Source organism: Paenibacillus sp. FSL H7-0756 (assembly GCF_038006765.1).
In the GTDB taxonomy this organism is placed as follows: Bacteria; Bacillota; Bacilli; order Paenibacillales; family Paenibacillaceae; genus Paenibacillus_AQ.
Map to the genome: position 1 here is coordinate 1,714,163 of NZ_JBBOVT010000002.1, position 25,631 is coordinate 1,739,793.

General features: G+C 53.1%; 24 protein-coding genes. 6 read left to right on the forward strand and 18 right to left on the reverse strand.

What is annotated here, in order from left to right; genetic code table 11:
• Positions 1 to 26 precede the first annotated feature (26 nt).
• Positions 27 to 1,154: a saccharopine dehydrogenase family protein gene (locus NST04_RS24230; protein ID WP_341186503.1), complete on the forward strand. Its 1,128-nt coding sequence runs from the start codon at positions 27 to 29 to the stop codon at positions 1,152 to 1,154.
• On the opposite strand, the gene NST04_RS24235 is transcribed toward NST04_RS24230, so the two are convergent.
• The 4 genes from NST04_RS24235 to NST04_RS24250 all read right to left on the reverse strand — a co-directional run bounded on the left by NST04_RS24235 (position 1,126) and on the right by NST04_RS24250 (position 3,623).
• The gene (locus NST04_RS24235) at positions 1,126 to 1,899 is read right to left on the reverse strand and encodes a DUF817 domain-containing protein (RefSeq protein WP_341186504.1); all 774 of its coding nucleotides are present in this window, start codon (positions 1,897 to 1,899) and stop codon (positions 1,126 to 1,128) included. The genes NST04_RS24230 and NST04_RS24235 overlap by 29 nt on opposite strands.
• Positions 1,896 to 2,144, reverse strand: coding sequence for a helix-turn-helix domain-containing protein (locus NST04_RS24240; protein WP_341186505.1), 249 nt, complete (start codon positions 2,142 to 2,144; stop codon positions 1,896 to 1,898). The genes NST04_RS24235 and NST04_RS24240 overlap by 4 nt, the downstream gene beginning before the upstream one ends.
• A 10-nt stretch (positions 2,145 to 2,154) precedes the next feature.
• Positions 2,155 to 2,643 (reverse strand): DUF2975 domain-containing protein, encoded by a 489-nt coding sequence (locus NST04_RS24245; protein WP_341186506.1) that lies wholly within the window; start codon positions 2,641 to 2,643, stop codon positions 2,155 to 2,157.
• A 95-nt stretch (positions 2,644 to 2,738) separates the two neighbouring features.
• Positions 2,739 to 3,623: a LysR family transcriptional regulator gene (locus NST04_RS24250; RefSeq protein WP_341186507.1), complete on the reverse strand. Its 885-nt coding sequence runs from the start codon at positions 3,621 to 3,623 to the stop codon at positions 2,739 to 2,741.
• Positions 3,624 to 3,759: 136 nt separating this feature from the next.
• Between NST04_RS24250 and NST04_RS24255 the strand changes: the two genes are divergently transcribed.
• Entirely contained in the window at positions 3,760 to 4,431 is a 672-nt protein-coding gene (locus NST04_RS24255; protein ID WP_341186508.1) for an O-methyltransferase, read from the forward strand.
• Positions 4,432 to 4,508: 77 nt separating this feature from the next.
• Here NST04_RS24255 and NST04_RS24260 read toward each other — a convergent pair whose 3' ends face one another.
• From NST04_RS24260 to sbnA, 6 genes are all read right to left on the reverse strand, one after another.
• Positions 4,509 to 5,453 carry a metal ABC transporter substrate-binding protein gene (locus NST04_RS24260; protein ID WP_341186509.1) on the reverse strand — a complete coding sequence of 315 codons (945 nt, stop codon included), beginning with the start codon at positions 5,451 to 5,453 and terminating at the stop codon, positions 4,509 to 4,511.
• A complete protein-coding gene (locus tag NST04_RS24265; RefSeq protein ID WP_341186510.1) occupies positions 5,450 to 6,292 on the reverse strand; it encodes a metal ABC transporter permease in 843 nt (280 codons plus the stop codon). The genes NST04_RS24260 and NST04_RS24265 overlap by 4 nt, the downstream gene beginning before the upstream one ends.
• Positions 6,285 to 7,028 carry a metal ABC transporter ATP-binding protein gene (locus NST04_RS24270; RefSeq protein ID WP_341186830.1) on the reverse strand — a complete coding sequence of 248 codons (744 nt, stop codon included), beginning with the start codon at positions 7,026 to 7,028 and terminating at the stop codon, positions 6,285 to 6,287. Before NST04_RS24270 ends, NST04_RS24265 begins: the two co-directional genes overlap by 8 nt.
• 859 nt (positions 7,029 to 7,887) lie before the next feature.
• On the reverse strand, positions 7,888 to 9,186 hold the full coding sequence (locus NST04_RS24275; RefSeq protein ID WP_341186511.1) for an alkaline phosphatase family protein: 1,299 nt from the start codon (positions 9,184 to 9,186) through the stop codon (positions 7,888 to 7,890).
• 16 nt (positions 9,187 to 9,202) lie between these two features.
• On the reverse strand, positions 9,203 to 10,429 hold the full coding sequence (locus NST04_RS24280; RefSeq protein ID WP_341186512.1) for an MFS transporter: 1,227 nt from the start codon (positions 10,427 to 10,429) through the stop codon (positions 9,203 to 9,205).
• A 279-nt stretch (positions 10,430 to 10,708) separates the two neighbouring features.
• Positions 10,709 to 12,931, reverse strand: coding sequence for a 2,3-diaminopropionate biosynthesis protein SbnA (sbnA, locus tag NST04_RS24285; protein WP_341186513.1), 2,223 nt, complete (start codon positions 12,929 to 12,931; stop codon positions 10,709 to 10,711).
• 170 nt (positions 12,932 to 13,101) lie between these two features.
• Here sbnA and NST04_RS24290 point away from each other — a divergent pair, with 170 nt between their 5' ends.
• Positions 13,102 to 13,938, forward strand: a complete 837-nt coding sequence (locus NST04_RS24290) for a YheC/YheD family protein (protein ID WP_341186514.1) — start codon at positions 13,102 to 13,104, stop codon at positions 13,936 to 13,938.
• A 48-nt stretch (positions 13,939 to 13,986) separates the two neighbouring features.
• On the opposite strand, the gene NST04_RS24295 is transcribed toward NST04_RS24290, so the two are convergent.
• From NST04_RS24295 to NST04_RS24315, 5 genes are all read right to left on the reverse strand, one after another.
• Complete coding sequence (locus NST04_RS24295) at positions 13,987 to 14,694, reverse strand: response regulator transcription factor (protein WP_341186515.1); 708 nt, start codon at positions 14,692 to 14,694, stop codon at positions 13,987 to 13,989.
• A complete protein-coding gene (locus NST04_RS24300; RefSeq protein ID WP_341186516.1) occupies positions 14,691 to 16,436 on the reverse strand; it encodes a sensor histidine kinase in 1,746 nt (581 codons plus the stop codon). Before NST04_RS24300 ends, NST04_RS24295 begins: the two co-directional genes overlap by 4 nt.
• Positions 16,437 to 16,532: 96 nt before the next feature.
• A complete protein-coding gene (locus NST04_RS24305) occupies positions 16,533 to 18,110 on the reverse strand; it encodes an extracellular solute-binding protein (RefSeq protein WP_341186517.1) in 1,578 nt (525 codons plus the stop codon).
• 69 nt (positions 18,111 to 18,179) lie between these two features.
• Complete coding sequence (locus NST04_RS24310; protein ID WP_036695198.1) at positions 18,180 to 19,061, reverse strand: carbohydrate ABC transporter permease; 882 nt, start codon at positions 19,059 to 19,061, stop codon at positions 18,180 to 18,182.
• Positions 19,062 to 19,078: 17 nt separating this feature from the next.
• The gene (locus NST04_RS24315) at positions 19,079 to 20,062 is read right to left on the reverse strand and encodes an ABC transporter permease (RefSeq protein ID WP_341186518.1); all 984 of its coding nucleotides are present in this window, start codon (positions 20,060 to 20,062) and stop codon (positions 19,079 to 19,081) included.
• A gap of 544 nt (positions 20,063 to 20,606) precedes the next feature.
• Here NST04_RS24315 and NST04_RS24320 point away from each other — a divergent pair.
• From NST04_RS24320 to NST04_RS24330, 3 genes are read left to right on the forward strand one after another with little or no spacing between them, the layout of a single operon-like run.
• Positions 20,607 to 21,443: an AraC family transcriptional regulator gene (locus tag NST04_RS24320; RefSeq protein WP_341186519.1), complete on the forward strand. Its 837-nt coding sequence runs from the start codon at positions 20,607 to 20,609 to the stop codon at positions 21,441 to 21,443.
• A 9-nt stretch (positions 21,444 to 21,452) separates the two neighbouring features.
• Positions 21,453 to 21,692, forward strand: coding sequence for a hypothetical protein (locus NST04_RS24325; protein WP_341186520.1), 240 nt, complete (start codon positions 21,453 to 21,455; stop codon positions 21,690 to 21,692).
• A 39-nt stretch (positions 21,693 to 21,731) separates the two neighbouring features.
• Positions 21,732 to 23,015 carry an IS4 family transposase gene (locus tag NST04_RS24330; RefSeq protein WP_341186521.1) on the forward strand — a complete coding sequence of 428 codons (1,284 nt, stop codon included), beginning with the start codon at positions 21,732 to 21,734 and terminating at the stop codon, positions 23,013 to 23,015.
• 136 nt (positions 23,016 to 23,151) lie between these two features.
• Here NST04_RS24330 and NST04_RS24335 read toward each other — a convergent pair whose 3' ends face one another.
• The 3 genes from NST04_RS24335 to NST04_RS24345 all read right to left on the reverse strand — a co-directional run bounded on the left by NST04_RS24335 (position 23,152) and on the right by NST04_RS24345 (position 25,601).
• Positions 23,152 to 23,466, reverse strand: coding sequence for a hypothetical protein (locus NST04_RS24335; RefSeq protein ID WP_341186522.1), 315 nt, complete (start codon positions 23,464 to 23,466; stop codon positions 23,152 to 23,154).
• Positions 23,467 to 23,523: 57 nt separating this feature from the next.
• Entirely contained in the window at positions 23,524 to 24,204 is a 681-nt protein-coding gene (locus tag NST04_RS24340) for a hypothetical protein (protein ID WP_341186523.1), read from the reverse strand.
• Positions 24,205 to 24,512: 308 nt separating this feature from the next.
• Complete coding sequence (locus NST04_RS24345) at positions 24,513 to 25,601, reverse strand: endo-1,4-beta-xylanase (protein ID WP_445667940.1); 1,089 nt, start codon at positions 25,599 to 25,601, stop codon at positions 24,513 to 24,515.
• Positions 25,602 to 25,631: the final 30 nt, after the last annotated feature.

Consider the following 25,631-nt stretch of genomic DNA (forward strand, 5'->3'; position numbering starts at 1 on the left):
AATATTATAAAGGACGGGATTCTATCATGAAAACAGATATTATAGTCATTGGCGGTTACGGTCACGTGGGATCACAGATTAGTCGTATTCTTGGAGAGAAGTACCCCGGCAAGGTCTATGCGGCAGGAAGAAATCTGCAGCGTGCCGAAGAGTTCTCCCGCAGCACCGGCGGGCATGTGAAGCCGCTCCGGCTGGCAGCGGATCAGCCTATGAACCCTCAGCTGCTGGACAAGACAAGGCTGGTCATCATGTGTCTCGACCAAGCGGACACCCGGCTGGCCGCAGCCTGCCTGCAGAGCGGAACCCATTACGTAGATGTCTCAGCAAACGGAGAATTCCTGACTAAGTTACAGCAACTGGACCCGGTCAAGCATGGCTTCCAGGCCTCTGCCCTGCTCAGTGTCGGCCTCGCTCCCGGCTTAACGAATCTGCTTACCGCGCAGGCCGCCCGGGAGCTTGCGCATACGGAGTCAATTGATATCTCCATCATGCTGGGGCTGGGCGACAGCCACGGGCAGGCGGCGCTGGAGTGGACGGTGGACAACCTCGCGGCGGATTTCACCATCACCGAACACGGCAGACCGCGTTCCGTCTCCAGCTTCACAGAAGCCAAAGCTGCTGATTTCGGCTTTGACTTGCGGCAGCACCGGACCTACCGCTTTCCTTTCTCGGATCAGGTGACCCTGCCGCTGACCCTGAATGTCCCTTCGGTCTCCACCCGGCTCTGCTTCGATTCCCGCAGCGCCACCTCCGCCGCAGCCCTGCTGAGGCGCTCCGGCTTGACCCGCCTGCTTCGTAACCGGACGGTCCGCAATCTCGCGGTCAAGGCACTCAGCCGCATCAGCTTCGGCTCGGAAGGCTACGCCGTCAAGATAGACGCCTACGGGTCATTGAATGGCAAGCCTGCTAAGGTAGAATACGGAATTGCAGGTGTCCACGAAGCGGCCATAACCGCCGTCACCGCTGCCGGGGTTGCGCTAAGGCTATATGAATCTGCCCCGGAGCCCGGAATCTATCACATCGAGCAGCTCTTCGCGCTCCATGCCGAAGGGGAAGAGTGTACGCTCGTCCCGGCAGCTCCAGGCGGAAGCGGTTCGTCCTTCCGTTACCCGCTGGACGGGCTGGCTATCTGGTCCCGGTCCTCCCGGCCTTGACATGCTTAAGCTGAGCGACAATGATCACGCTGATAATCACAAGCAGGAACCAGGAGCTGATCTTGCCAAAGCCTACCAGTTGCCACCGCTCGTGCTGGTCCGGGTACTGCCACGCCCCGAGGAAGGTGGCGATATTCTCAGCCAGCCAGATGAAGAAGCCGACAATGGCAAAAGCCAGTACAAGCGGCATCCGGTACGTCTTGCCCAGCACCTGGTAAATGATCCAGGTCCGCCAGAATACGACCACGACCAGTGCTGTCAGCCACCAGCGGAGATCGGGAATGAAGTGGTGGGTGAAGAAGTTCAGATAGATCGCGCCGCCCAGCAGCCCCGCCGAAGCCAGACCCGGCCAGCCGGTCAACTCCATCTGCAGCCTGCGCCAGATCTGGCACATGAAGCTGGCCACGCTGGCGTACATGAACCCGCTGTACAGCGGAACGCCGAACAGCTTCGTATAGCCGGGCTCCGGGTACGCCCAGGAGCCCATTTGGATTTTATAGAGCTCCAGCACCAGACCAATCACATGAAACACACCGATCACCTTAATCTCATCCAGCGTCTCCAGCCCGCTCCGGTACATCAGGTACTGCACAGTAAGCAGGATCAGCAGAATCAGATCATAGCGGTGGATGAACGGCAGCCGGAACGTCTCCGTAAGAATGAGCGTCCCGAAGATCGCCACAGGAAAAATACAGCTCATCGCCTGATGATACCCGAAATGCAGCAGCCGTGTTATGGGATTCACTCCGGCCCGCCTCCCGTTCCCGGCTCCTCCGGTTCACCGTTGTCCGGTATGTATTCCAGCAGATCCCCCGGCTGGCAATCAAGCGCCTTGCAAATGGCGGACAGCGTTGAGAAGCGGATCGCTTTGGCCTTGCCGTTCTTAAGGATCGACAGGTTCGCCATAGTGATGCCCACGCGCTCTGTAAGCTCAGTCACACTCATCTTCCGTTTCGCCAGCATCACATCAATATTCACTATAATCGCCATAGTCATCACCTCAGACTGTCAGATCATTCTCAGATTTCAATGCTATTGCCTCATTCAGGAGCTTCTGAAGTACGGCCGCGAATACGGCAATGACCATTGAAGCAAAAATCAGGATCAGCCCGATCACAATAATGCCCGGGGCATCATCCCGCTCCGCCAGCAGATAGAACAGCGGTAATCCTAAAGTGAACATTCCGCTGATCGACACTGCCGCATGCTTGATATGCTTCAGCACCCGTACCGAATTCTCCGAGAAAGCCTCATTACGGTCAATGAAGCCTAACAGCCTGTAGGCCTGGAACAGTGCTATAAAGAACGGCAGCGCCGCCCCGTAAAGATCGATCATTACCAGCACCTGGATGTAATTCTGGCCCGGATACAGCTCCAGGGCAAACTCCGCGATGGCCGGTACGGCAAAGATGCACAAGGCCAGCGCCGCCAGCGCAAATACAATAATGACCGCCTTCAGAAACGCCGTTGATCCCGGCTTACGATTCATCAAGAAACACCTCACTTATTAATGTGAGTTCAATTTAGCATATAATTTATCGTTAATCAATATATTTTAATTGAAATAGAATATATTATTATTGTTTATTCCTGACGGCAGATATCTATGAACTGCTGAAGCGCAAGAGGCAGGGTCTCGTTCTTACGTGTGCAGACGGCAATGTTATTGCTTAGCTGAATGCCCTCCACATGAACACGGGACAATTGCTTCCATTCCACATAGTCCCGCACAGCCAGCGAGGAGATGAAGTTGGCCCCATAGCCCGCCATCACTGAACGGATCACTTCACCCAGCCCGCTGAACTGCAGAGTCACACGCGGCGGCTTCAGGCCATAGGCCGTGCATAACGAGACCAGCCGCGCCCGGGTGGAGCTGCCCTCCTCACGCATCACGAACGGCTCCTGCATCATCTCCGGCAGCGATACCGTACGGCCTGCGAAGGGATGGGAAGGGGCCACTACGAACCACAGCTCATCCTCCAAAAGCTCCAGCCAGTCCACATCCTCCGGCTTCTCCTTGGCCCCGCCCCCATAGAAGGCGACGTCCGCATCACGTCTCTGCAATTGCTCAAAGGCCTGCTGCGAATTCGTCGTTGTGATCTCAATCTCCACCCCCGGATGCCCGGCCTTGAACCGGGCCGCCCAACCCGGCACCAGGAAATTAGCCGGAAGGTAGGTGGCGGCAATGCGCAGCTTCCCCTTCCTGCCCTGACGGTAATCCTCTATGAACTCCTCCATCCGCTTCTCATAGGTGAACAGATTGCCTGCTTGCTTCGCCAGCTCTGTACCGAAGGGCGTCAGCGAAATCCCCCGGCCGCTGGGGTTGAACAGCGTCAGCCCCAGCTCCTTCTCGAACTTTTTGATCTGGCTGGTCACCGCCGGCTGGCTGATATTAAGCAAGGCTGACGCCTTCGTAACACTGCCCGTCTCAGCAACATAATAGAATAACCTCAGAGCATGAAGGTTCATAAGCATTCTCCATTCATAATCAAAATGTATGTTAATTGTACAAACATATATTAGTATTATGAATGATTTTACCTTATATTTAAAGCAGATCCAATACATCAATACAACTAAAAAAACAACTAACGGAGGGATTCACATGAACGAACAAAGCAAATGGAGTAAGGTCGATGACTATTTCAATAACAATCTGCTGGACGAAGACCTGGTGCTGAACGCCGTACTGGATGCCCAAGCCGGGGCTGGTCTGCCGGATATCGCTGTCGCTCCCAACCAGGGGAAGCTGCTGCACCTGCTCGCCAAGATGAAGGGGGCCGCCAACATTCTCGAAATCGGCACCCTGAGCGGATACAGCACCATCTGGCTGGCGCGGGCGTTGCCGGAGCACGGACGGCTGGTCTCGCTGGAATTCGAGCACAAGCATGTCGTTGTCGCTGAGGATAATCTGAGAATGGCGGGGCTGGCAGACAAGACAGAGATCATTGAAGGTCCGGCGCTGGATTCGCTGGCGCTGCTGGAAGCCCGGGGAACGGAGCCGTTCGACTTCATCTTCATTGATGCCGACAAGCCGAACAATCCGCATTACCTGAAGTGGGCGCTGAAGCTGGCCCGGCCGGGCGCGGTCATTGTGGCCGATAATGTAGTGCGCGACGGCGAGGTGATTAATCCGGACAGTGCAGATGACCGGGTGCAGGGCATCCGCCGGTTCATGGATCTGCTCGCGGAAGAGCCGCGCATAGATGCTACGGCCCTGCAGACAGTGGGCAGCAAGGGCTATGACGGATTTGTGTTAGGCATTGTTAACGCTTGAATAATGAACAATAACGGAAATAACCCGCCAAGACTGGATAAGCAATCCATCCACGCTGGCGGGTTATTTGTTGAAGTCTAACGGGACAAGCCCTCAACGACCTTATCGATATTCCACTTGATCATCTTCAGGTAGGTGTCTCCGTCTTCCCCTTCCTTAGCCAGAGAATCTGTGAAAATCCTGGAATGGACCGGCACCCCGGTCTCGCGGGATATCGTCTCCATCGTCTTGGGATTGACACTCGTCTCCAGGAATAACGCCGGAATCTGCTTCTCCTTGATCATGCCGATGATCCGGTTCATCTGCTCCGGTGTTCCCTGGCTGTCGGTGTTGATCTCCCAGATGAAGGCGGACTCGAAGCCATAGGCCCGGGAAAAGTATTTGAAGGCCCCTTCACTGGTGACCAGGACGCGCTTCTTCTGCGGGACCTTGCTCACAGCTTCCTTGGCATACTGATCCAGCTCCGTCAGCTCCTTCACGTACGCGGTCTGGTTATCCAGATAATACTGCTTGTTGTCCGGGTCCTGTTCAATCACCCGCTCAGTGATGACCTCCACATACTTGACCGCGTTCAGTATATCCAGCCAGGCATGAGGGTCAACCTGGGACTCCTTCCCCTTCTCGGTCAGGTACATCGGCGTGACCTTTTCGGAGACGGCAAATGCGGCCGCTTCCTTTTTCGTCACCTTGAGCAGATCCTGGAACCAGCCTTTGCCGGTCTCCAGATTCAAGCCATTATAGAAAATAAGATCCGCGCTGGAAACCTTGCCTGTATCTGCGGGCAGCGGATCATACATATGCGGGTCTGTGCCGATAGGCACCATACTGTAGACCTCCGCCTTATCTCCGGTAATATTCCGGGTCATGTCTGCAAGGATGGAATAGGTGGCTACAATCTGCAGCTTCCCGTCACCCTCCGCCTCCTCCTTGCTGGTACTGCTGTCAGAACAAGCTGCGAGCAACAGAAGGAGCAGGGATACGGTTATGATTTTGACGAAATGAATCCGGTTTGTACGTCTCATGCTTGCTTCAGTCCTTTCCGCAGAAAATTATTCTTGGGCGATATGATGAATGAAATGCTGAACAGGGTGACGCCTACCAGCACGATTGTTGCACTTGTCGGCAGATTATAGCGGAAGCTCACGTATACGCCGATGATCCCCGAGGCTGCCCCTACTGCGGAGGCTAATACGATCATATGCAGCAAGGAATTGGACCACAGATACGAGGTGGCTGCCGGGATGACCAGCATGGCGATGACCAGCACAATGCCAACCTGGGACAAGGAGGAGACGGTCACTACGGAGAGCAGCATCATCAGCAGATAATGATAGAAGCCGGTCTTCAGCCCGTAAGCCTTCGCTACCACCGGGTCGAACGAGCTGATCAGCAGTTCTTTATACAGCAGAGTAATAATGGCAAGCACCGCCAGCATGATGATGAAGGATTGCAGCAGCTCGGACTGCGGGACGGCCAGAATGTTGCCGAACAGAATATGAGTGAGATCCAGCCCGCTGCGGGCAAATGTAATCAGGACAATACCGAGTGCAAAGAAGGAGCTGAGAATGATGCCGATGGAGGTATCGCTCTTGATATTGCTGCGGCTGGTGATGAATTGAATGAGAATAGCGGCTAACAGGCCAAACAACGAAGCGCCCAGCAGGATGTTGATGCCCAGAATATAAGACAGGGCGACGCCCGGAAGCACCGCGTGAGATAAGGCATCGCCCATCAGCGACATTTTGCGCAGAACGATGAAGCTGCCCAGCGCCCCCGAGACAATCCCGAGAATAATCGCAGATAACCCGGCGTTCAGCGCGTATACCGGAATATTCAGCAGACTGGATAAGGACTCAATCATGAGCGGCACCTCCTGCTCCCTGGATCATTACATTGCCCAAAGATGTACCGTAGGCTCTGCGGATATTCTCTGTGGTGAAGGTGTCCTGCACATCTCCGAAGGCGATAAGCTGCTTGTTGAGCAGAATGATCAGGTCAAAATATTCTTCGACCTCATGCAGATCATGGTGCACTGTCAGAATGGTCTTGCCTTCCTCGCGGAGCTGTTTGAACAGGTTCACAATGATACGCTCACTAACCATATCAATGCCGACAAACGGCTCATCCAGGAAAAACACACTGGCCTCCTGGGCCAGCGCCCGGGCGATAAACACCCGCTGCAGCTGCCCGCCGGACAAATTGCTGATCTGCTTATCCGCAAGGTCACCGATCTCCACCATCGCCATGCTGCGCTCCGCAATAGTCCGCTCCTTCTTACCCGGACGCCGGAACAGCTTCAGGTTCGGATAAGTTCCGGTCAGCACTGTATCCTTAACTGTAATGGGAAAAGTCAGGTCAATATCGTTCTTCTGCGGCACGTAGGCGATATTCCGTCTGTACAGGGCAATGTCCTTGCCCTCCGCCTTCACCGTTCCGCTTCTCTTCTTGATCACATCCAGCAGTGCCTTAATGAACGTGGACTTCCCGGCGCCATTGGGCCCGATAATGCCCACCGAATGCCCGAAGGGGATATCGAGCGTCACTCCTTCCAGCGCTGAATTGCCGAAATAATCAACGTTCAAGCCTTTAATCTGAATCATGTCTGCACCCCGTCTCTTGTTTGGACTATCTATATAAATTGAACTAATGATTTTTTGGTTTGGGATTGGCCGTGACTCCAGAGAAGTTTTGGACTTCCGGCCGCTGTTGTCCCCAGATTTCTTGATTCGAACCGCTGTACGCGGTAGAAATCCGGTGACTGCGGGTGCTTACGATGCGAGCTTTCCTACGGAAAGCTTTCAGGCGGACGCTACCGCTCCTCCAGTTCCAAAACTCCCCTCCGCCACTTTTCCCTTTACATATATTTTCAAGTTCAATCTATATAGCAATTTGATGAATCTATTGTGTATATTGTTTCTCATAAACACAATTGTTTCCCTAAGGAAACTTTTGTTCTTATGGATAATATATTTGATCATAGGCAAATTGTCAACGGTAATTTAAATTTTAATTACAGTCGTGCCGTTGATTAATGTTCAGGGGCGGCGCCCCCCTCTTAGCGGCAAATAGGTGGAAAAACGTATCTTAATAAGCCCGCTTTAGGCAAATACAAGGTAATAAGTGGAAATAATACAACCGAAATAGTTTGTTTGGGCTTCTGCGGCTGGAAAGGCTGAAATTAAGTGTTGTTTATACAACTGTTGTCCGGGAAGCGCTCATTCGTTCATCAGCAAGTGGAGGAAATCCACCTGTTTCCTAAGGCTAACGCTACTCTACTAAGCACCAGCAGATTGTATTTGCTTTTCCGCATACGTTTGGCCTACGAGTACACGCACCCCACCCCGCAACACCGCATGAGCAAGCTATCATCCTATTTGCCGATACAACCAACGATAAAAAAAGCCCGACCCGGCTGCCGCGTGCGCGGACATCCTGATCAGACCGATTGAAGTTGCTCTATTCTTCAAAAATCTCCTCCAGCACCCGCCCGTCCCCCGGCCCGAACCCCAGCCCCAGAATCCGTCCCATCGTCGGGGCGATGTCAACCATCTCCAGATCGCCGATGGGGTAGCTCTGCTTGATCCCTGCGCCTGCGATGACGAGATTGCAGCGGTATCCGCTTGCATCCGGCGAGTAGCCGTGCGTAGCATAGCGAATGCCCTCGGCCTGCAGATCGGTGACCAGCGTGTCTGTCAACGCCTCATCGAAGCTGTAGCTCCGCTGTGCTTCTAGCATGACTTTTGCCACTGGACTGGCATGGAGCTTCTTCAGCGTCTCTTCCGTATATACACTCTCAATTCCCGGTGCTCCATCTCGCCTGTATTCATCCACCGCCGCCAAGGCCAGCCGCTGCGCCTCCTCATCTCCGGGCTGTACATGCAGATAAGCTGAACCGCCGCCGCTCTGGAAGTAAGCCCGCCAGTGCATCACGCCGTCCTTGTCATAGATCAGCCCTTTAGCCTGCAAAAGATTGTTCAAATGCAGCTTGTAGCGCACGTTGAACTGACCATGGTCACCAAGCACCATAATCACCGTCTGCTCCCGGATTCCGGCATCCTCTACCGCCTGCATGATCTCACCCAGCCGGTTGTCCATCCGCAGGATGACATCGTCTACTTCCCCGCAGTCCGTGCCGTACATATGCTTGGTGTCATCCAGGTCAATCAGATGCATCATGAGCAGGTTCGGCTTATGACGCTTAATTGTATCGGCGGCGCACTTCGTGGTGAAGTTATCAAGCTGCGGCTGGGCGATGCCCTGCCTGATCCGTCCGTATTTCAGCTCCAGCCGGGCGCAGTACAGGGGACTGCCGCTTCGCAGTATCTTGAGCGCCTGATTCTCCCCTTTTAGCGCCCGGATCTCTGGAATATTATACTGGATCGAGGACTTGCCGCTTACCGGCCACAGTAGTCCCGCCGTACTCAGCCCCGCCTTATGTGCTGCATCATAGATCGTTGGTACCTGTACCGCCTCGCGGAACCAGAACCAGCGCTGCTCCTCCTCCGGCACGAATGGCTGCAGCGGATTGTTGTGATGAATACCATGCTTATCCGGGTAGACGCCGGTAGCGATGGTAGTGTGCACCACGTAAGTGAGCGTGGGATAGACACTTCTGAGACGGTTGCTGTAGGCACCGCCGGTGATTAGCTTCGACAGATTGGGCAGGCGGCTGGCCATCTCCCAGTGGTCTTCAGAGAAGGCATCATAGGAAATGACGATCAGATGCTTGGCTGCAGAGAGTGGTTGCGGTTGCAATCCGGCAGATTCCATACTATGTCCCCTTTGGCAATGTGATGAAGATGAAGCAGCCGATCAGAAAGAGCGGAATGATCGATAAAATACTATAGCGGGCATCCCCGGTCAAGGTAGTGGTCAGTGACATTAAGGCAGGGCCGAGAATCGCCGCGAACTTGCCGAAAATATTATAGAACCCGAAGAATTCGTTGGAATTCTCCTTCGGGATGATTTTAGCGAAATAGGACCGGCTAAGCGCCTGAATACCGCCCTGTGCCGAGCCGATCAGCGCACCCAGCAGGAAGATATGCCACACCGAGCTAATGAAGAACGCTGCGATACAAGAAATAACGTAGGTGAAGATTCCGGCAATAATCAGATTCCGGGCGGAGTAGGTTTTGGCCAGATTGCCATAGAGAATCGCGCAGGGAAAGGCAATAATCTGGATGATGAGCAGAATTCCCAGCAGCGTGAAGGTGTCCAGGGCATCTGTGCCGAGGACCGAGGTGGCGTAGGGCACAACCATTTTGATAATCGTATCCACTCCGTCAATATAGAAGAAGTAAGCAAGCAGGAACACAAACACTATCCGGTGCTGGCGGATATTCCTGAAGGTGACAGCGATACGCTGGAAGCTCCGGGCCACAGGCTTCGGCTCAGGCTCGATATAATATCTCTGCTTCACATCCCGGATCATCGGCACCGTCAGCAGTCCCCACCAGAGCGCCGTAATGATGAACCCGATCTGGTAGCCGATGGCCTTGTCCATTCCCAGCAGGAAGATCAGCAGCAGACTGATGCCGAACGGAATACAACTGAAGATGTAGCCGTAGGCAAACCCTCGGGTAGACACCTTGTCCATCCGTTCATCCTCCGTAATATCCACCAGGAAGGAATCGTAGAAGATATTAGACCCGGCGAAGCCGACCGCTGACAGAATGTAAAAGGCAATAAGCAGCTGCCATTGCCCGCTCTCCGGGGACACGAAGGCCAGGGATGCGGTGGCAAGGATACCGAGCGCAGCGAAAAAAATAAAGAACCGCTTCTTCCGGTCCTTATAATCGGCAATCGTACCGAGAATCGGGCTGAGGACCGCGACCAGAATACTGGCGATCGAATTGAAGTACCCCAGATCCATGCTGCTGCCCACATTATTGAACATCCCGAAGATAATCGGCAGCAGCGCCGTAGTGACTGCCATGGAATAGGCGGAACTCCCGCAGTCGTACAGAATCCACGATCTCTCCTCTTTGCTTAGCTTCATCTCATCTTCTCCTCTTATAACCGATTGTTTCAGTTATATCACGCGAACATATGAAGCATGTTAATGGGGTGTAAAATCACGGGCAGTTCTGTTATTACGATTACGTCCATCATACCATAGGCCTTCTTCCCAGGTGATGACTATATCTGAATCCGCTCGTACAGGCCGCCAAAGAATGCCGCCCCCCTCCGACTATGAGCTTGACCCGACGGCTCCTAGCCGATCAAGCCAAGCTCAGGTAAGGTTTGTTTGGCTGCCCGTAAAAGTTCCCACCTGTAATCACACCAGGAACTCTTCCGTGTCTGACAGCAGCTCCGCTCCGAATTGGCTCTGAACCCAGGTGTCCGAGTAGACCGTATCGAGATACCGTTCTCCCTTATCATGCAGGATGGCGGTGCAGACTGCGCCGGGAGGGATCTCCTCCTTAAGTTGCCGGATAGCGGCAAGCACTGCCCCGGAGGAGGCTCCGGCCAGAATGGATTCCCTGCGGGCCAGCGCCCGGCAGCCCTTCACCATATCAGCGTCAGTCACATGCACAATCCGGTCGATCAGCTCCAGTCTGCGCAGCGGCGGCACAATACCGGCACCCAGTCCAGGGAAGAGCCGCTTCTTCGGATGGCCGCCAAAAATAACACTACCCTCTGCATCCACCGCCACAATCCGGGTCCGCAGTCCCTTGTCCTTCACGTATTCTGCCAGCCCGTTTATCGTTCCGCAGGTACTGACACTACAGAACAGATAATCGACCTGCCCCAGCTCCGTCACGATCTCCGGCATGGTCGTATCATAATGGGATAGATAGTTATTGGGACTAGCGTACTGATTCGGCCAATAGCTGCCCGGTATCTCCGCGAGCAGCTGCTGCACACGCTTCAGCCGGGCCGGCAGGAATTCCCCGGTTTCAGGATCCGGGCGGTCAATGAAATCAATGTCCGCACCCAGCGCCTTCAGCATCTGAAGATTCATCCCGGTAGTTCTGGCATCCACCACACTGATGAAGGTCATCCCGAGCTGCTTGCATATCATAGCCAGGCTGATGGCCATATTCCCGGAGCTGGATTCAATAATTACGGTCCCCGGTCCGATAAGGCCTTCCTTCCAGGCTTCCCGGACCATCCGCAAGGCTGGGCGGTCCTTTGCGCTTCCTCCCGGGTTCATCAGCTCCATCTTGGCGTAAACGCTGAACCTGCTTGCAGGAAACAGATGCTCCAGCTTGAGCAGTGGTGTATGCCCGATAGCCGATAATATCCCGCTGGTAAGCTGCGGCTCAGCCCTCTGCTCCACTGCCTGCCGCTTCATTTGATCTTTCCGGTAATACAGCTTCTTATTCTTCACCTGCCCGCCCGCAAGCTCCCCGTCCTCTGCCGTCAGAATGACCTCAATATCGTCAAGCAGGTGATTGGCGATCATCAGACCAATCTCCGGGATGCATGACCTGATCTCTTCCCTGATGACCGGAACGCAGGTAGGATCTGCTGACCTGCTCTGGATATACACGGATAATGCATTATGGCTGACCCCTACCCGGACCCTGGCCTGCTGAAGGTGACGGTAGACCACCTGTTCAATATCGTAGATGCTGATTTTCTCCCCATGCTTCAGTTCGCGGCCCACCCGCTTGACGATGGACTGGAAGCTCTGCCGCTCCACCCCGTCTACCTCCACAGTCCTGAAATCCCTCACCACATCATAGGTGACAAACCGGAGGGCTGGCAGCAGCTTACGCACGGTTGAGGTAAGTACGAGAATGCCTTCGCCTTCGCTCAGCGGATCAAGTCCTTCTCCTATGCTCTCCGTTCCCACAGCTTCGGCAACGATGCCTTCAGCCAGCAGATACCGGCCCAGCTCATGCGAATAATAAGCAATCGTGCCGATTTCAATTGAGCCGTACGTATCGGTAATATCCTCCGGCTTCAGGCCGAACAGGCGGGCCATATTCTGCTGCCACTCCTGTGTAGCGATCTCGCCGACCAGAATGATTTTGCGGATTCCAAACGCCAGGGGGTCTTCTGCTGCATGTACGATGTGATCCAGGATAGAGGGCATTGTGTAGAGCAGGTCGGGCTGGAAAGCCTGAATACGCTCAATATGCTGTTCTACCGGCAACTCGAAGGGAATGGAGCTGTTCACCAGTCCCAGCCGTGCAAAAATAGCCAGTGCCGTATCCGCAGCATGTCCGGTTCCCATATCCGCCAGCGCCCTGGCACATCCGCTGCCCTGAAGCAATTCCCCGAACAGCCTGGTTTTGATATCGATATAATGCTGCTCATCCTCTTCCGAATAGACGATTGCCTTACGCCGTCCTGTACTGGTGCCCGAGGTCCGGTAGACGGCAAGAGAAGGATCGGGTTCATTATTATAATAATGAGTGTCCAGCAGATCTGAAGTCATCAGGGGAAGATGCTCCAGACTGTAATTCTCGTGCTCATTGCCCATAAGATCCTTGTACCAGGGGAAGTACCTGATTACTTCGTTTACTCGATCCCGCCACTGCTCCCTCATTCCATTCGACGCCTCCCGCACCGGTTGCCTGAACGCAGCCTCCCGGATGAATACCTTCAATAATCTATGTATTCATCTGCCTGTGTGTTCGGCCCCGGGGCATCCGCCCAAGCCAAATCCGGCTCTGTACCGTACTATAGCCTATTAGAGTCTATGAACGGAGGAGTAGCATGAAGGAGCAAATCAGCCGGATATCCAATAAATTAACGAAGACAAGGGTACTGGCGAAGAAGGCTGAATTAAAGCGGCATATCCCGGAGACCCGGCAATTAAGCCAGAGAGTACTCCAGGCGATGCTGCAAAACCATCAGATGGTCTATATTAAGCCCTGCTGCGGTTCGTTAGGCGAAGGGGTCATACGGGTTGAACAGCGGATACTGCGGAGTGGTAGCGGCGCTGGAGGAAGCGAGGCTGATTCGGGGACCACGCGGTCCTACCGCTATCAGGCAGGGACAAGGATAAGCACATTCAGTAATTATACCGAGGCATATGAGGCCCTCCTGACGGAGACCCGGGGCCGGGCCTATCTGGTGCAAAAGGGCATCCGGCTGCTGACTTACGGCGGACGGCCTTTTGATATCCGCGTGATGGTGCAGCGTAATCCTCAGGGAGAGTGGGAGGCTACAGGAGCGGCGGGACGCGTGGCACATCCGCACAAGGTGGTTACGAATGGCAGCCAAGGCGGAACCATCTATCCGGTGGAGACGCTGCTGAAGGCTTACACCCGTTCCGGGAAGCGCAAGCCTCTGCTTGCCCAAATGCACAGGCTTGGCGTGAAATGCGCCATCCAGTTAAGCTCTGCCTATCCCGGCCTTAAGGAGATCGGTGTCGACTTGGCTCTGGACCGGCGGCTGATCCCGTGGATTCTGGAGGTGAACACCGCCCCCGATCCCTGCCCGTTCACCAAGCTGAAGGATACCCGGATGCTGGACCGGATCGTAAGATACGGCAAAGCCTACGGGCGTACCTACAAGCTCAAGTGCATGAAGGCCAAGAGGGGCGTGTAGGTACAGCATGCCCCATCCTTGCGCCCGGCCTCCGGCCGCACGTAAGCTTCAGTGATTGTCACGGTAAGCCCCCGGGGTGCTGCCGGTGTATTTTTTGAACACCTTGTTGAAGTAATGCTTGTTCTCATACCCGACCCGGCGTCCGATCTCGACTACCGGCAGATCCCGGTGGAGGCTCAGCAGCTTCTGCGCTTCCTTGATCCGGGTGGTATTCAGGTAATGGACGAACGTATCACCCGTGACCTTCTTGAACAGGCTGCTAATGTAATTCGGATGAAGGTTCATCAGCTCGGCCAGATGGTCCAGGGACAGGTCATTCATATAATTCAGCCGGGTATAGGCAAGAATCCGCTTGGCATGCGGCGGACAGTCCGTACTGTCCACGGAGGGAAGATTCCGGTTCACCTGACTCAGCAGCCGGGCTACCTCCTCCTTATCCACCGGCTTCAGCAGATAATCCACTACCCCGTAGCGGAGCGCCCGGCGGGCATATTCGAAGTCATCATGTCCGGTAAGAATAATGAAGCGCTCACATAAACCGTTCTCCTTCGCCTCCTCCATCATCTCGAACCCGTTCTTCTCCGGCATATGCAGGTCCGTTACCGTCACATCCGGCATATATTCCTTCATGATCTGAAGCGCCTCGAAGGCGTCGCCGGCCTCGCGGATCTCAGCTCCGACCGGCGCGGCTCCGCCAATCACCTTCACCAGCCCTCCAAGGATAATCGGCTCATCGTCTACGATCAGAATTCTCATGCTTGCTCTGCCGCCCCTTTCGATAGGATGATGGTCAGGCAGGTCCCCTTGCCCTCCTCACTCTCAAGAACCAGCCGTGAGGTCCCGCCATAAAATGATTTAATCCGTTCGCTGACATTATACAGCCCTACGCCTCCCTCCGTCTCATCCTGAGCCTTCACCTCTTCCCCGCGGGATAACCGGGCGCGAATAAGCCGTACCTGTTCCTCAGGAATGCCAATACCGCTGTCCGACACGCTGATTCGGATCTCATCCGCCGTTTCCTTCGCCTGTATCAGGATATGGACCGGCCGCAGCGTCACGGCAGCTCCGTGAATAATACTATTCTCCACCAGCGGCTGGAGGATGAATCTTGGACAGATCAGGGTCTCGGCAGCCACAGCGATATCGACCTCATAGGTGAGTCTTTTTTGCAGCCGCATTTTGTGAATATTGAGGTAGAAGACTACGGTCTCAAGTTCTTGGGAAAGAACGGTATGATCGTCCTGGGCAGACAGGCTGTAGCGCATCAGCTTGCCGAACCAGTAAGAGATCTCGGCCACTTCCTTGTCGTTGTTCGATTCGGCCAGCATGCGGATGGTCTCCAGCGTATTATAGAGAAAATGCGGCTTGATCTGGGCCTGAAGCACCTTGTAAGCGGCTTCCTTATTGCGCAGCTCGGCCCGGTGGACATTGTTGATCAGCTCATCCATGCGCAGGAGCATCGAATTATAGGTCTCGGTCAGGAAGCTGATCTCATCCCTTCGCCCCGGCTTATCCTCCTTGCTGACCGACTGCTTCAGGTTGTCATCATTCAGATTGCGCATATGTCTGGCAAGACGGAGAACGCGCTTCGTAATCGTTGAAGCCAGTGTGTAATAGGCAAACGACAATAACGCAAGCAGCACCGCGAAAGTCGTAATCATCACCAGCTCCTGGCTCCGGATCGAGCGGAACACTTCGGATACCTTGCCGATTACGGCGACACGTACGCCCAGTTCCTTCATATATAACTGATTAACAATGACCTCCCGGTTGATGAAATAGGTCTGCGCTTCTCCCGAGGCCAGTCTTCTCCAGGTGGCATCGTCCACCGCTGCGGGAATGCCTTCCCGCTCCAGCGGCTTGCCCTCCGCCGGCAGCAGCAGCGCGGTCCAATCCCCTCCGCCTGTCGCCCGGTAGAACTTGCGGATCAGCTCACTGCCGACCCGCAGCTCCAGCAGTCCCACAATCTCGGTAAAATCATTGTTATATATATTCTGATAGAATACCAGCGGGGGAGCTTCCACCTTGGAGTCGGGGAGTATCCATTTGCCCTGTCCCGGCCGCAGCATACGGGTAGCCTCGGCACCCTGTTCATCCAGCGCCGATAGTTCGAGCAGCCGGTCAGTAATGGGCAGCACGCCCTGCTTGGTCAGATAGATTCTGATGCCCTCAATCTCAGGACTGATATTAAGCGATTGCATAATCACCGGATTAATATAACGGTTGTAGGCATATACACTCTCTGCGTCCGTCTCATAGCTGCCGTCCAGATAATCTGTGACATACGGATTGTATTGCAGCATCCGCTGCGTGGAATCAATCCGGGCCAGGTCCGCCTTCATGTTGGCATAAGCCTGCTCCAGAATCTTCTGACGGCTCTCCACAAACTGGCCGCTTACACTGTCATAGATCTTACTATAATAATAGTAACCAAACGCAACTACCGGAATAAAAATCAGAAGGATATACCCTGCTATCATTTTGCGTACAATGCTCACGGCAGTCTGTCCCTCCGGTGCCTGACTTGTGTTCTATAATCCTACCATGAACATGTAAAACCCGGTAGAGACTGATCTCTACCGGCAGGAATTCGCTTACTTGAACAATTCTTTTTTCTTCTGATAGGTTGCATTCGCCCAGTCGGTGAGCTTCTGCAAGCCAATGTTCTCTGCGTTCTTCAGCATATTCTCATAGGCTGCTACTGCGGCTTCCTCCGATTCAGCCAGATAGATTTTGACCTTCTCATTCTTGACCATCTCATCGATCTTGGTCTTAATGGTCTTCTCCTGTGAATCCGGCTGAGTCTGGATCAGGCCGATCTCCGGCTTGTAGATGCGGATCGACTTCAGATCCATCAGCGCCTGAGTTTTCTGCAGCTCAGGAACATAGGACAGCATGCCTTCAGTAACTCCATCATTATAGAGATACCACCACTTAATACCGTTGCTGTTCACGAAATCGGCATCGGACGGATTGTATTTGAAATCGGGGTGGCCTTCTTCATTCCAGGTCCAGTGCACGCCCTCTACCCCGAACATCGTCAGCTTCTTGCCCTCGTCGCTGGCCAGATACTGGATGAATTTGATGGAGGCCTCCGGGTCCTTATTCTTCTTGGTGATAAAGGTTCCGGAGAAGCCGAGTCCTGAGCTGACTACCTTGGCATCCTTCGACAATACGCTTGGCAGCATCTTGAAGGAGAAATTCCCCTGATTGCTCTTGATCTTGATGTTATCGGTATCTGCGGTGGATACGGTGTGGCTATGGGCGAAGGCTTTGCCGCCCGTAGCATATTGATCATCAATCTGGTCATTGGCCAGTGCGAAATTCTCAGCCAGGATATAGCCGTTGCGGTACAGGCTATTCATGAACTTGAAGAAGTCCAGCATCTTGGGCTGCCTGATCGCATATTCCACCTTGCCGTCCTGTTCATACCAGCCGTCGAGCAGGGTCTCCGTACCGAATTGGGCCAGGAAATACTGCTCGATCCAGTCCTTGTCCATAATCAGCGGGACCATCTCGGGATATTTCTCCTTGACCATGCCCAGCACCTTGACGAAATCATCCAGGGTCTTAATCGGCGGATTCCCCAGCTCCTTCAGAATATCCTCCCGTACCGCGATGCCAGGGTTGCCGTCGCTGCCTAACGAATATTTACTATTCTTCATCTCCTCCTGGGTCGCAAAGGAATTCCGCACGGTATAGAAATTGCCGTCATCCATGGTATGGATGGCAATCCGGGTCTTGTCAATCTTGAAATCCGGCGCATATTTCTCAATCAGTTCATTCCAGGAATACGACAGCTTCGAGTCGGATAACCGGTCTACATTGGAAGAGGTGAACACCAGGTCCGGCAGGTCACCGGAGGCAATCATCAGCGGAAGCTGTTTGTCATCGGTGGCAACCGTAACCTTCAGCTTCACCCCTGTCTTCTCGGTAATCATGTCGGCGACCGGGCCCTTCCATTCCGTAACCGGGTACCACGACGCATCAATGAACAGGCTTAACTCCTTCACCTGTCCGGGCTTGGCAGGTGCATTCCCGCCTGCTGCGGCGTCCGGGCTGCCGGACGGGGCGGGCTGGGCGGTATTTCCCCCGTTACCGCCGCAGGCGGATAACACTACGGCCATTGAGAGTGCGGCTGCGACGATCTTGAAGCTTCTGCTTTTGTTCAAGCTAATCCCTCCATGATTGAATTAATGGGCTGTATGAGCGATGGAACATTTGAACACCGAAGCACTGGCCTAGCCTTTTACCGAACCCAGCATGATTCCAGAAACGAAATACTTCTGCAGGAACGGGTACACACAGATAATGGGAACAATGGAAACGACCATTGAGGTCACCTGTAACGAAAAGCTGGTCACCCCCGCCGAGGCACTGTTGGCTACCGCCAGCGAATCCATCGGAGAGTTGCTCTTGTTGATGACCTCCATCATGCGGAAGGCCAGCGTACGCAGCTCCTCGGACTGGACGAAATAAGCCGAATCCAGCCAGGAATTCCATTGCCCGACCCCCATGAACAAGGCCATAGTCGCCAGCACCGGCGTTGAGACCGGCAGGATGATGCGGAAGAATATCGTAAGCTCACCGGCCCCGTCTATATGCGCAGATTCTTTTAGCTCAGCGGGAATTTCACGGAAGAATGAGATCGCAATGAGCAGGAAGAACGTGCTGAGCATGGACGGGATGATGTACACCGCAAAGGAATTTAACAAGCCTAGTGAACGCAAGACTACATAATAAGGGATCAGTCCGCCGGAGAAGTACATGGCGAATACGATCACTGTGAAATAAACCTTGCTGAATAACAGATCACGATGGGATAGACCGTAAGCGACGATACTGGTGAGCAGCAGTCCGAGCAAGGTGCCGGACACCGTCCGCAGTACGGAGACCAGGAAAGCCTTCACCCACTTGGGATCATCCATGAACACCCGGTAATTCTCCAGGGTAAAGTTCCGGGGCCACAGATACACCCCGCCCAGCAGCGAGTCTGAGCCTTTATTAAATGAAGCTATTAACACGTAATAGAACGGGTACAGCATCGTGAGCATAATAATGAACAATACCACATAGATCACGCTGTCAAAAACAAAATCCTTCTGCCGCTGACTCTTCAGCATAGCCTTCCCTCCTCTCTCTAAAACAGACTGGAGCCCGATACCCGCTTAGCGATATAGTTACTGGAGAAAATCAGCGCTACAGATATCACCGATTGAATTAAATCGATCGCTGCTGCATAGGAGAACCGCCCGTCGCTTAACCCCACCCTGAATGCGTAGGTCTGGACAATCTCTGAGGTTGGATTATTAATACTGTTGCCGAGCAGGTAGGCCTGCTCGAAGTTTGAACCAACCAGTCCGCCGCCGAGAATGCTCCCGATGGTCAGTACCAGGACAACCACGATGGTTCCCTTCATCCCCGGCAGGGTGATATAACGGATACGCGCCAGCCTTCCGGCTCCGTCAATCTCTGCGGCCTCATAGAGCGAGGGGCTGATCCCGGATATCGCCGCCAGAAAAATAATCGTCCACCAGCCCATCTCCTTCCACACCGCACTCCCTACCGCCAGTCCCCAAAAATAATTCGGACTGGTCAGGAAGGCCAGCGGCTCATCCGTGAAGCCCATCGCCATCAGCGCCTTATTGACCACACCGACATCGGCGGACAGGAAGGCATAGGATACGCCCACCACGACCACCCAGGAGATAAAATGCGGCAGATAGCTGATCGTCTGCACAAACCGCTTGAAGGCCATGTGCTTCACTTCGTTCAGCATGATCGCCAGCAGGATCGGCGCCGGAAAGGCGAAGATGACCTTCAGCAGACTGAGGACCAGCGTATTGCGGACCAGCTTGCCGAATTGATAGTCATGGATGAATTCATCGAAATACCTCAGCCCGACCCAATCGCTGGTGAAGATTCCTTTGATGCCGCCGGAGATGCTGTAATCCTTGAACGCCATTAGGATGCCGAACATCGGAGTGTACGCGAAGATCAGCAGATAGATCATGCCTAGCCCGACGAACAAATGCAGTACTTTCTGTTTTTTAAACCGCTTCCATAAAAACGACCGCCGGCCGCCGCCGGTTCCGGGACTTTTTGGCTGTGTTTCCAATTCCATATGCGCTCCTCCCTCGTACCTTTAGTTTACCTTCCAGGGAAGGGGCGCCGTAAGCTCACATTCTTAAGAAAGCGTTGTCATTTTTGAATACGGCTAAGACATACTTAACTGGCTCCATCTAAATTATTATATAAATTGAACTAATTATTTTTATGTTTTGGGATTAGCCGCGACTCCAGAGAAGTTTTGGACTTCCGGCCGCTGTTGTATTGGGATTTCCTGATTGAAACCGCTCCTCGCGGTAGAAATCCAAACCAAGCATATGCTTCCGTAGATAGCTTTCCTGCGGAAAGCTTTCAGGCGGACGCTACCGCTCCTACAGTTCCAAAATTCCCCTCCGCCCCTTTTCCTTTAACTTGAGTTTTCAAGTTCAATCTATATAGTTGCATAAACGCCTATAAAATCCAGTTAATTCTGCCAGCCTGTTGGGGTATTGCGCAGGAAATCCAAATATTCACTATAGTGACGACTGGGCATAGAGCCAGTGGCTGATATTCAGCTTATAATAGTAGTATTATCATTTTAAGGGGTACAGGTGCCAACTATGAACTCTATGGAATACGGACTCAACGAGGGTCCAATGGTAAAAGGGAACGGGTATAAGCCCCCTAATCTGCACAGATGGGGACCCGGCGTCCGGGATGTATACGCGCTGCATTATATCGTAAGCGGCAGAGGTTACTTGAAGACTGGCCAGGTGGTACACCCTGTGGAGGCGGGGGAGAGCTTTATGATTTTTCCGCAGACGGAGGTGTATTACTATCCTGATCCGCAGGACCCGTGGGCCTATTGCTGGATTGAATTCAACGGGGCAGAGGCCTTACGCTTACTTGCCATGATTCATATCTCACCGGAGCAGCCCGTTGTGTCGGCCGCCCCGCAGGATTTCAGGGCCATGTTCGATCAGGTCAAGGGGTACGAACTGGAGCCGTATGCACGGGAGCGGTCGGATGCGGCTCTTCATCTGCTGCTGTCGTACTACATGGAGTATTATCCTAGCGGGCAGGCCAGTCTCAAGAAGGACTATGTAGGGTCAGCGAAGGCCTATATCGAGAGTAACTATTGGAAGTCTTCCTTATCAGTGCTGGATGTGGTGGAATATGTGACGATTGAGCGCAGCTACCTGTTCCGGCTGTTCAAAAAAGAGACAGGAACCTCCATCTCCGGCTACCTGACCGCCGTGCGTATCCGGCGTGCCTGTGATCTGCTGGCAGAGTCGCGGCTGTCGGTTAAGTCCTTGTCCTACTCAGTCGGTTACCACGACCCGCTGTACTTCTCGAAGATATTTAAGAAGGTCACTTCTTACACGCCGTCACAGTACAGGAAGGTGTATAGGGAGGGTAAGCTGTCCCTCCCTGCGGCGGATGGGAGTGAGGGGTGAGATTGGCGGGTGCGGGGACAAGCTGCCTGTGCGGTGAGCGATGGCGGGCGAAATGTAATCGGTTTTTCGATTACATTTCCGGCTACACCACCCATCAGGCTGATTGTAATCGGTTTTTCGATTACATTTCCGTCCACACCACCCATCCGGCCCATTGTAATCGGTTTTTCGATTACATTTCCGCCCACACCACCCGTCCGGCGCAATGTGATCGGTTTTTCGATTACATTTCCGGCTACACCCCAGTAATTTTGCAAACAACCTACCATGTAATGGAAGTCCAAAAAATTGCACAAAAAAAGAGATTCCTTTATCGTAGAAGTTGTTACGACACCCACGAAAGGAGATCTCTTGCTTTATAAGTTAGCGGAAAAAGGGTTGTTGTGTCAAGTCACTTCATGGTTAGAAACGAAGAGTCGCTTGTTGTTCGGTGACCGATACGCCAAAAAACTGAACTGGGGCAGTACTGTCTTTCTTTTTTTAGAAGCCCTATTGAGTCGTCGTCCCGGAGTACAAAATATAGTAGACACTCTGGTGCGGACGCCGTGCTATCAAGAGTGGACCGGGGTGACCTCCATCCACCAATCGTCTCTGAACCGGAGGCTCAGCCAATTACCACCTGAACAGCTGCGAGACCTCTATCACTCCCGCCTCCAGCAGTTACTGGAAAGAGAAGGACCTCCTCTGCCCAAGCACTTACAGAAACTCGGTCCTTTAGCAGCCGTCGATTCCTCCACCATAACCGTGGGAAAGCTTCGCGGGGAGTGGGCGTTTCAGCAAGCCGGGACGAATGCGGTGAAACTGCACACCTGCGTGCAGTTAACCGGCGAATCTAGCGCCATTCCTACTGCTTCGGTGCTGTCCACTGGAACGGTGGCGGACTTGGATTCGGAAGTCCTGAAGCACCTGGTGCTCCAGAAAGCATTCACTTATTTGCTGGACCGGGGCTACATCCATTATGCGCAATTTATAGCCTGGGAGCGCAGTGGAATCAAGTTTGTTGCCCGTCTGAAGAACAATAGCAAGGCGAAGGTTCTCCGGACGCGGAAAGTCACGAAGCCTTTTCTGAAACAGGATGCCACGGTGGAAATCACTTCGCCGGAAACCGGGGAAACAGGTAGGTTTCGACTCGTGGAGTACACCTATGTGGACAAGAAAGGAAAATCTCACCCGGCTCGTGTCCTGACGAATCGCTGGGATGTGACGGCGGCAGAGGTGGCGGAGTTGTACCGGTATCGTTGGAAGGTGGAACTCTTTTTTAAGTTCATGAAGTCGAGCCTCCACCTCAAAAAACTGTACAGCAGTTGTACACCGGCCGCGGTATGGAACCAGATTTATTTAAATCTGATTGCTTATGTGCTATGTGAGCACCTTCGTTTGCGCCATGCCCCCCACCAGCGAATCGGGCGAGTATTAGCAGTATTCCGGTTGTATTTGACTGGAGAATACACGGATTTTCTAAACCATCTTAACTGGGTCAAGACGCGAACCAGCAAGGGGCGAAGGAAAAAGGGTGGCAGGCCAAGGATCCATCCCAAACGGCTGACAAAAGAGCGCATTCTCTTTTACTAACAAAGACAAACAACTGAAGCTAGACCAATCCAAAAAAACGGGTGTTGTTAACGTTAAATTGGATGAAGGCTTTTTTTGTCTTTTGAGCGCTCCCCCAGCAAAATCTCCCTCAGACGAAGGTGGAAAGATATCCTTTTTAGGTAACCAGCCCCCTGTTGATATACCGTGTTATGTTTTTTGCAAAATTACTGGCTACACCCCGCGCCCGGCCCATTGTAATCGGTTTTTCGATTACATTTCCGTCTGCACCCCGCGCCCGGCCCATTGTAATCGGTTTTTCGATTACATTTCTGCCCACACCTCCCGTCCGGCGCAATGTAATCGATTTTTCGATTACATTTTCCTCCACAACCCCCGTCCGGCCCATTGTAATCGGTTTTTCGATTACATTTTCCTCCACACCCCGCGCCCGGCCCATTGTAATCGGTTTTTCGATTACATTTCCCTCCACACCACCCATCCGGCCGATTATGATCAGTTTTTCGATTACATTCGGTGACGCTGTTTTTTAGACCAGATCTGGGCTTTGAATTGTACCAATGTACTCGTAATATGTAACTCGTGGAGATGTCCCTCTAGCTACAGGACGGAATTTCCCCTTATCCACCAGCATACGGCTGTACTTAATAATTGTCGTGTAATGTAACTCAAGCTCTCTCGCTGCATCACCTGGACGAAGGACACGATAGTTACGGATAGCTAACCTCATCAAATCCCGTTCAATTCTGGAATAGGATTTCTCTGTGCTTCTATTAGCAGTTCCTGCCAACAAATAAGGAGTCAGCACGTTCCTCAGTGTGGAAAGGACAAAAGACGGATTCTCCTTCAGCTCATCCAGCGAGATATAGAGAACCATGTAGTCCTGTGATTGCAGGAAGAGACCGCGATTCAAATCCATACGGTATTTGCTCCGGTCCGTACCATGCGAGCCGTAATCCATAATCTCAAATGCAATACGCGAGGAACCAACCTCCCACAGTAAATCAACAAAATAGGATCTACCGCGCCAGTCCTTAACTTCATATTCCGGATGGAGTCCGTGAAAATGTCCGGTAAGTGGCCACCATACACATTCAACAAATAAGCGGTTACCGTAGCTATGCCCCCGCTTAAGTGCATCGAGCCGCTCCCCCTTTCTTCGTTTCAAATGATTGCTTACCCACTGGTCATGTTCTTCTGTAAATCCCACTTTAATTCCCCCGGTCTGCAATGAGATTAATCTCTAAACGCACAAAACCCCGCCTCCTTCTACAAGAGAAGGGAGCGGGGCATTCTTTGCCACGTTTAATATATCTGTTACCAGTGTGCCACTTTTGGTCAGCGAACGCAAGAAGAAGATCACTAGCTCCTTACGCTCCGCCTGCACTCACAATGTGTTCATTTGGCTCACACGCCTCCGTCACGCCCAATGTGTTCGGTTTTTCGATTACAGAAAAGGCTGCTCCCGGCGCATTGCGCCACGGGAGCAGCCCTTAAGTAAAGCGTGCCTGCTTCAGCTTATTCGGCCGGAACGGGTTCCAGCACCGGCTGGAGATCCAGTTGAGGGTCTGGCTCAACCACACTGTCCGGCTGGATCAGACTGTCAGTGATCGTGAGATCCTGGGCGTCAGTGGTTTCCATCAGGGCTGACGAGCCGCCCAGGTATTGCTTCAGCCATTTCAGGGCAGGGCGCTCTGTGCCGTTAGAATTCACCAGATGGGTATTGGTTGCCCAGGTCTGATTCTGGATGTAGCCCCACAGGGTTACGCCCTTAACGGAAGGATGGTTCCAGAGCACAGGGAATTTCTGTTGGTATCTGGCAAGCTGGGTGTTGTCATCACCGGTAATATCCAGCTCGGAGACATAGATAGGCAGGCCTGTAGCAGCAAGCTTATTGAGCACGGTATTCATAGTGGAGACACTGACATTATCCATATTGAAGTAGTGGCACTGAATGCCGATTCCGTCAATCAGTCCTCTGGATTTCAGGATATTGATAATGTTCACGTACTTGTCGGCTGCGCTGGGGTCACCGATAATGCCATAATCATTGAGGTGCAGCTTGGCGTTCGGGAAGGCGGCTCTGGCCTGCTGGAAGGACCAGATGACCCAATCCCAGCCGGTGCTTCCGTCGCCGCCGATGGCATTACGGTAAGAAGGCTTGGCATGCAGCGGTTCATTGACGACATCCACAAAAGCAGTCTTTGCAGAATAACGCTGGCCTGCCTGAGTAATCCATGAGCTGACCTCAGCCTTCTGCTCCGCTGCCGATAAGCCGGCGACCCAGTTAGGCTCCTGGTTTCCCCACACGAGGGTATGGAACTTGAACGGGATGTTTTTGCTAATCGCATAGTTATAGATCATGTCCGCATTACCCCAGTTCATCTGGTTGCGGTTGCCTTCGATGGAGCCCCATTTGGTACCGTTCTCAGGGGTGACCTGATTCCAATAGGTGGTGAAGTTACTTGGAGCACTGCCTGCAATGATATTCCCCAGAAACTTCGATCCATTGGTAATGGCTGCACTGGCATTGCCTGCCATCACAGAGGTGAGCAGGACACTCGCTAAGGCGAGTCCGCCCACAACCTTCTTGATTCTGTTCTTCAATATAATACATCTCCTTTGCATAATTGGTTT

Bases quoted from the DNA above. Each gene is read 5' to 3' on its own strand.
- NST04_RS24280 (WP_341186512.1), bottom strand. From the start codon at position 10,429: ATGAAGCTAAGCAAAGAGGAGAGATCGTGGATTCTGTACGACTGCGGG.
- NST04_RS24230 (WP_341186503.1), top strand. From the start codon at position 27: ATGAAAACAGATATTATAGTCATTGGCGGTTACGGTCACGTGGGATCA.
- NST04_RS24240 (WP_341186505.1), bottom strand. From the start codon at position 2,144: ATGGCGATTATAGTGAATATTGATGTGATGCTGGCGAAACGGAAGATG.
- NST04_RS24260 (WP_341186509.1), bottom strand. From the start codon at position 5,453: ATGAGACGTACAAACCGGATTCATTTCGTCAAAATCATAACCGTATCC.
- NST04_RS24310 (WP_036695198.1), bottom strand. From the start codon at position 19,061: ATGCTGAAGAGTCAGCGGCAGAAGGATTTTGTTTTTGACAGCGTGATC.
- NST04_RS24295 (WP_341186515.1), bottom strand. From the start codon at position 14,694: ATGAGAATTCTGATCGTAGACGATGAGCCGATTATCCTTGGAGGGCTG.
- NST04_RS24255 (WP_341186508.1), top strand. From the start codon at position 3,760: ATGAACGAACAAAGCAAATGGAGTAAGGTCGATGACTATTTCAATAAC.
- sbnA (WP_341186513.1), bottom strand. From the start codon at position 12,931: ATGAGGGAGCAGTGGCGGGATCGAGTAAACGAAGTAATCAGGTACTTC.
- NST04_RS24245 (WP_341186506.1), bottom strand. From the start codon at position 2,643: ATGAATCGTAAGCCGGGATCAACGGCGTTTCTGAAGGCGGTCATTATT.
- NST04_RS24290 (WP_341186514.1), top strand. From the start codon at position 13,102: ATGAAGGAGCAAATCAGCCGGATATCCAATAAATTAACGAAGACAAGG.
- NST04_RS24265 (WP_341186510.1), bottom strand. From the start codon at position 6,292: ATGATTGAGTCCTTATCCAGTCTGCTGAATATTCCGGTATACGCGCTG.
- NST04_RS24315 (WP_341186518.1), bottom strand. From the start codon at position 20,062: ATGGAATTGGAAACACAGCCAAAAAGTCCCGGAACCGGCGGCGGCCGG.
- NST04_RS24320 (WP_341186519.1), top strand. From the start codon at position 20,607: ATGAACTCTATGGAATACGGACTCAACGAGGGTCCAATGGTAAAAGGG.
- NST04_RS24250 (WP_341186507.1), bottom strand. From the start codon at position 3,623: ATGAACCTTCATGCTCTGAGGTTATTCTATTATGTTGCTGAGACGGGC.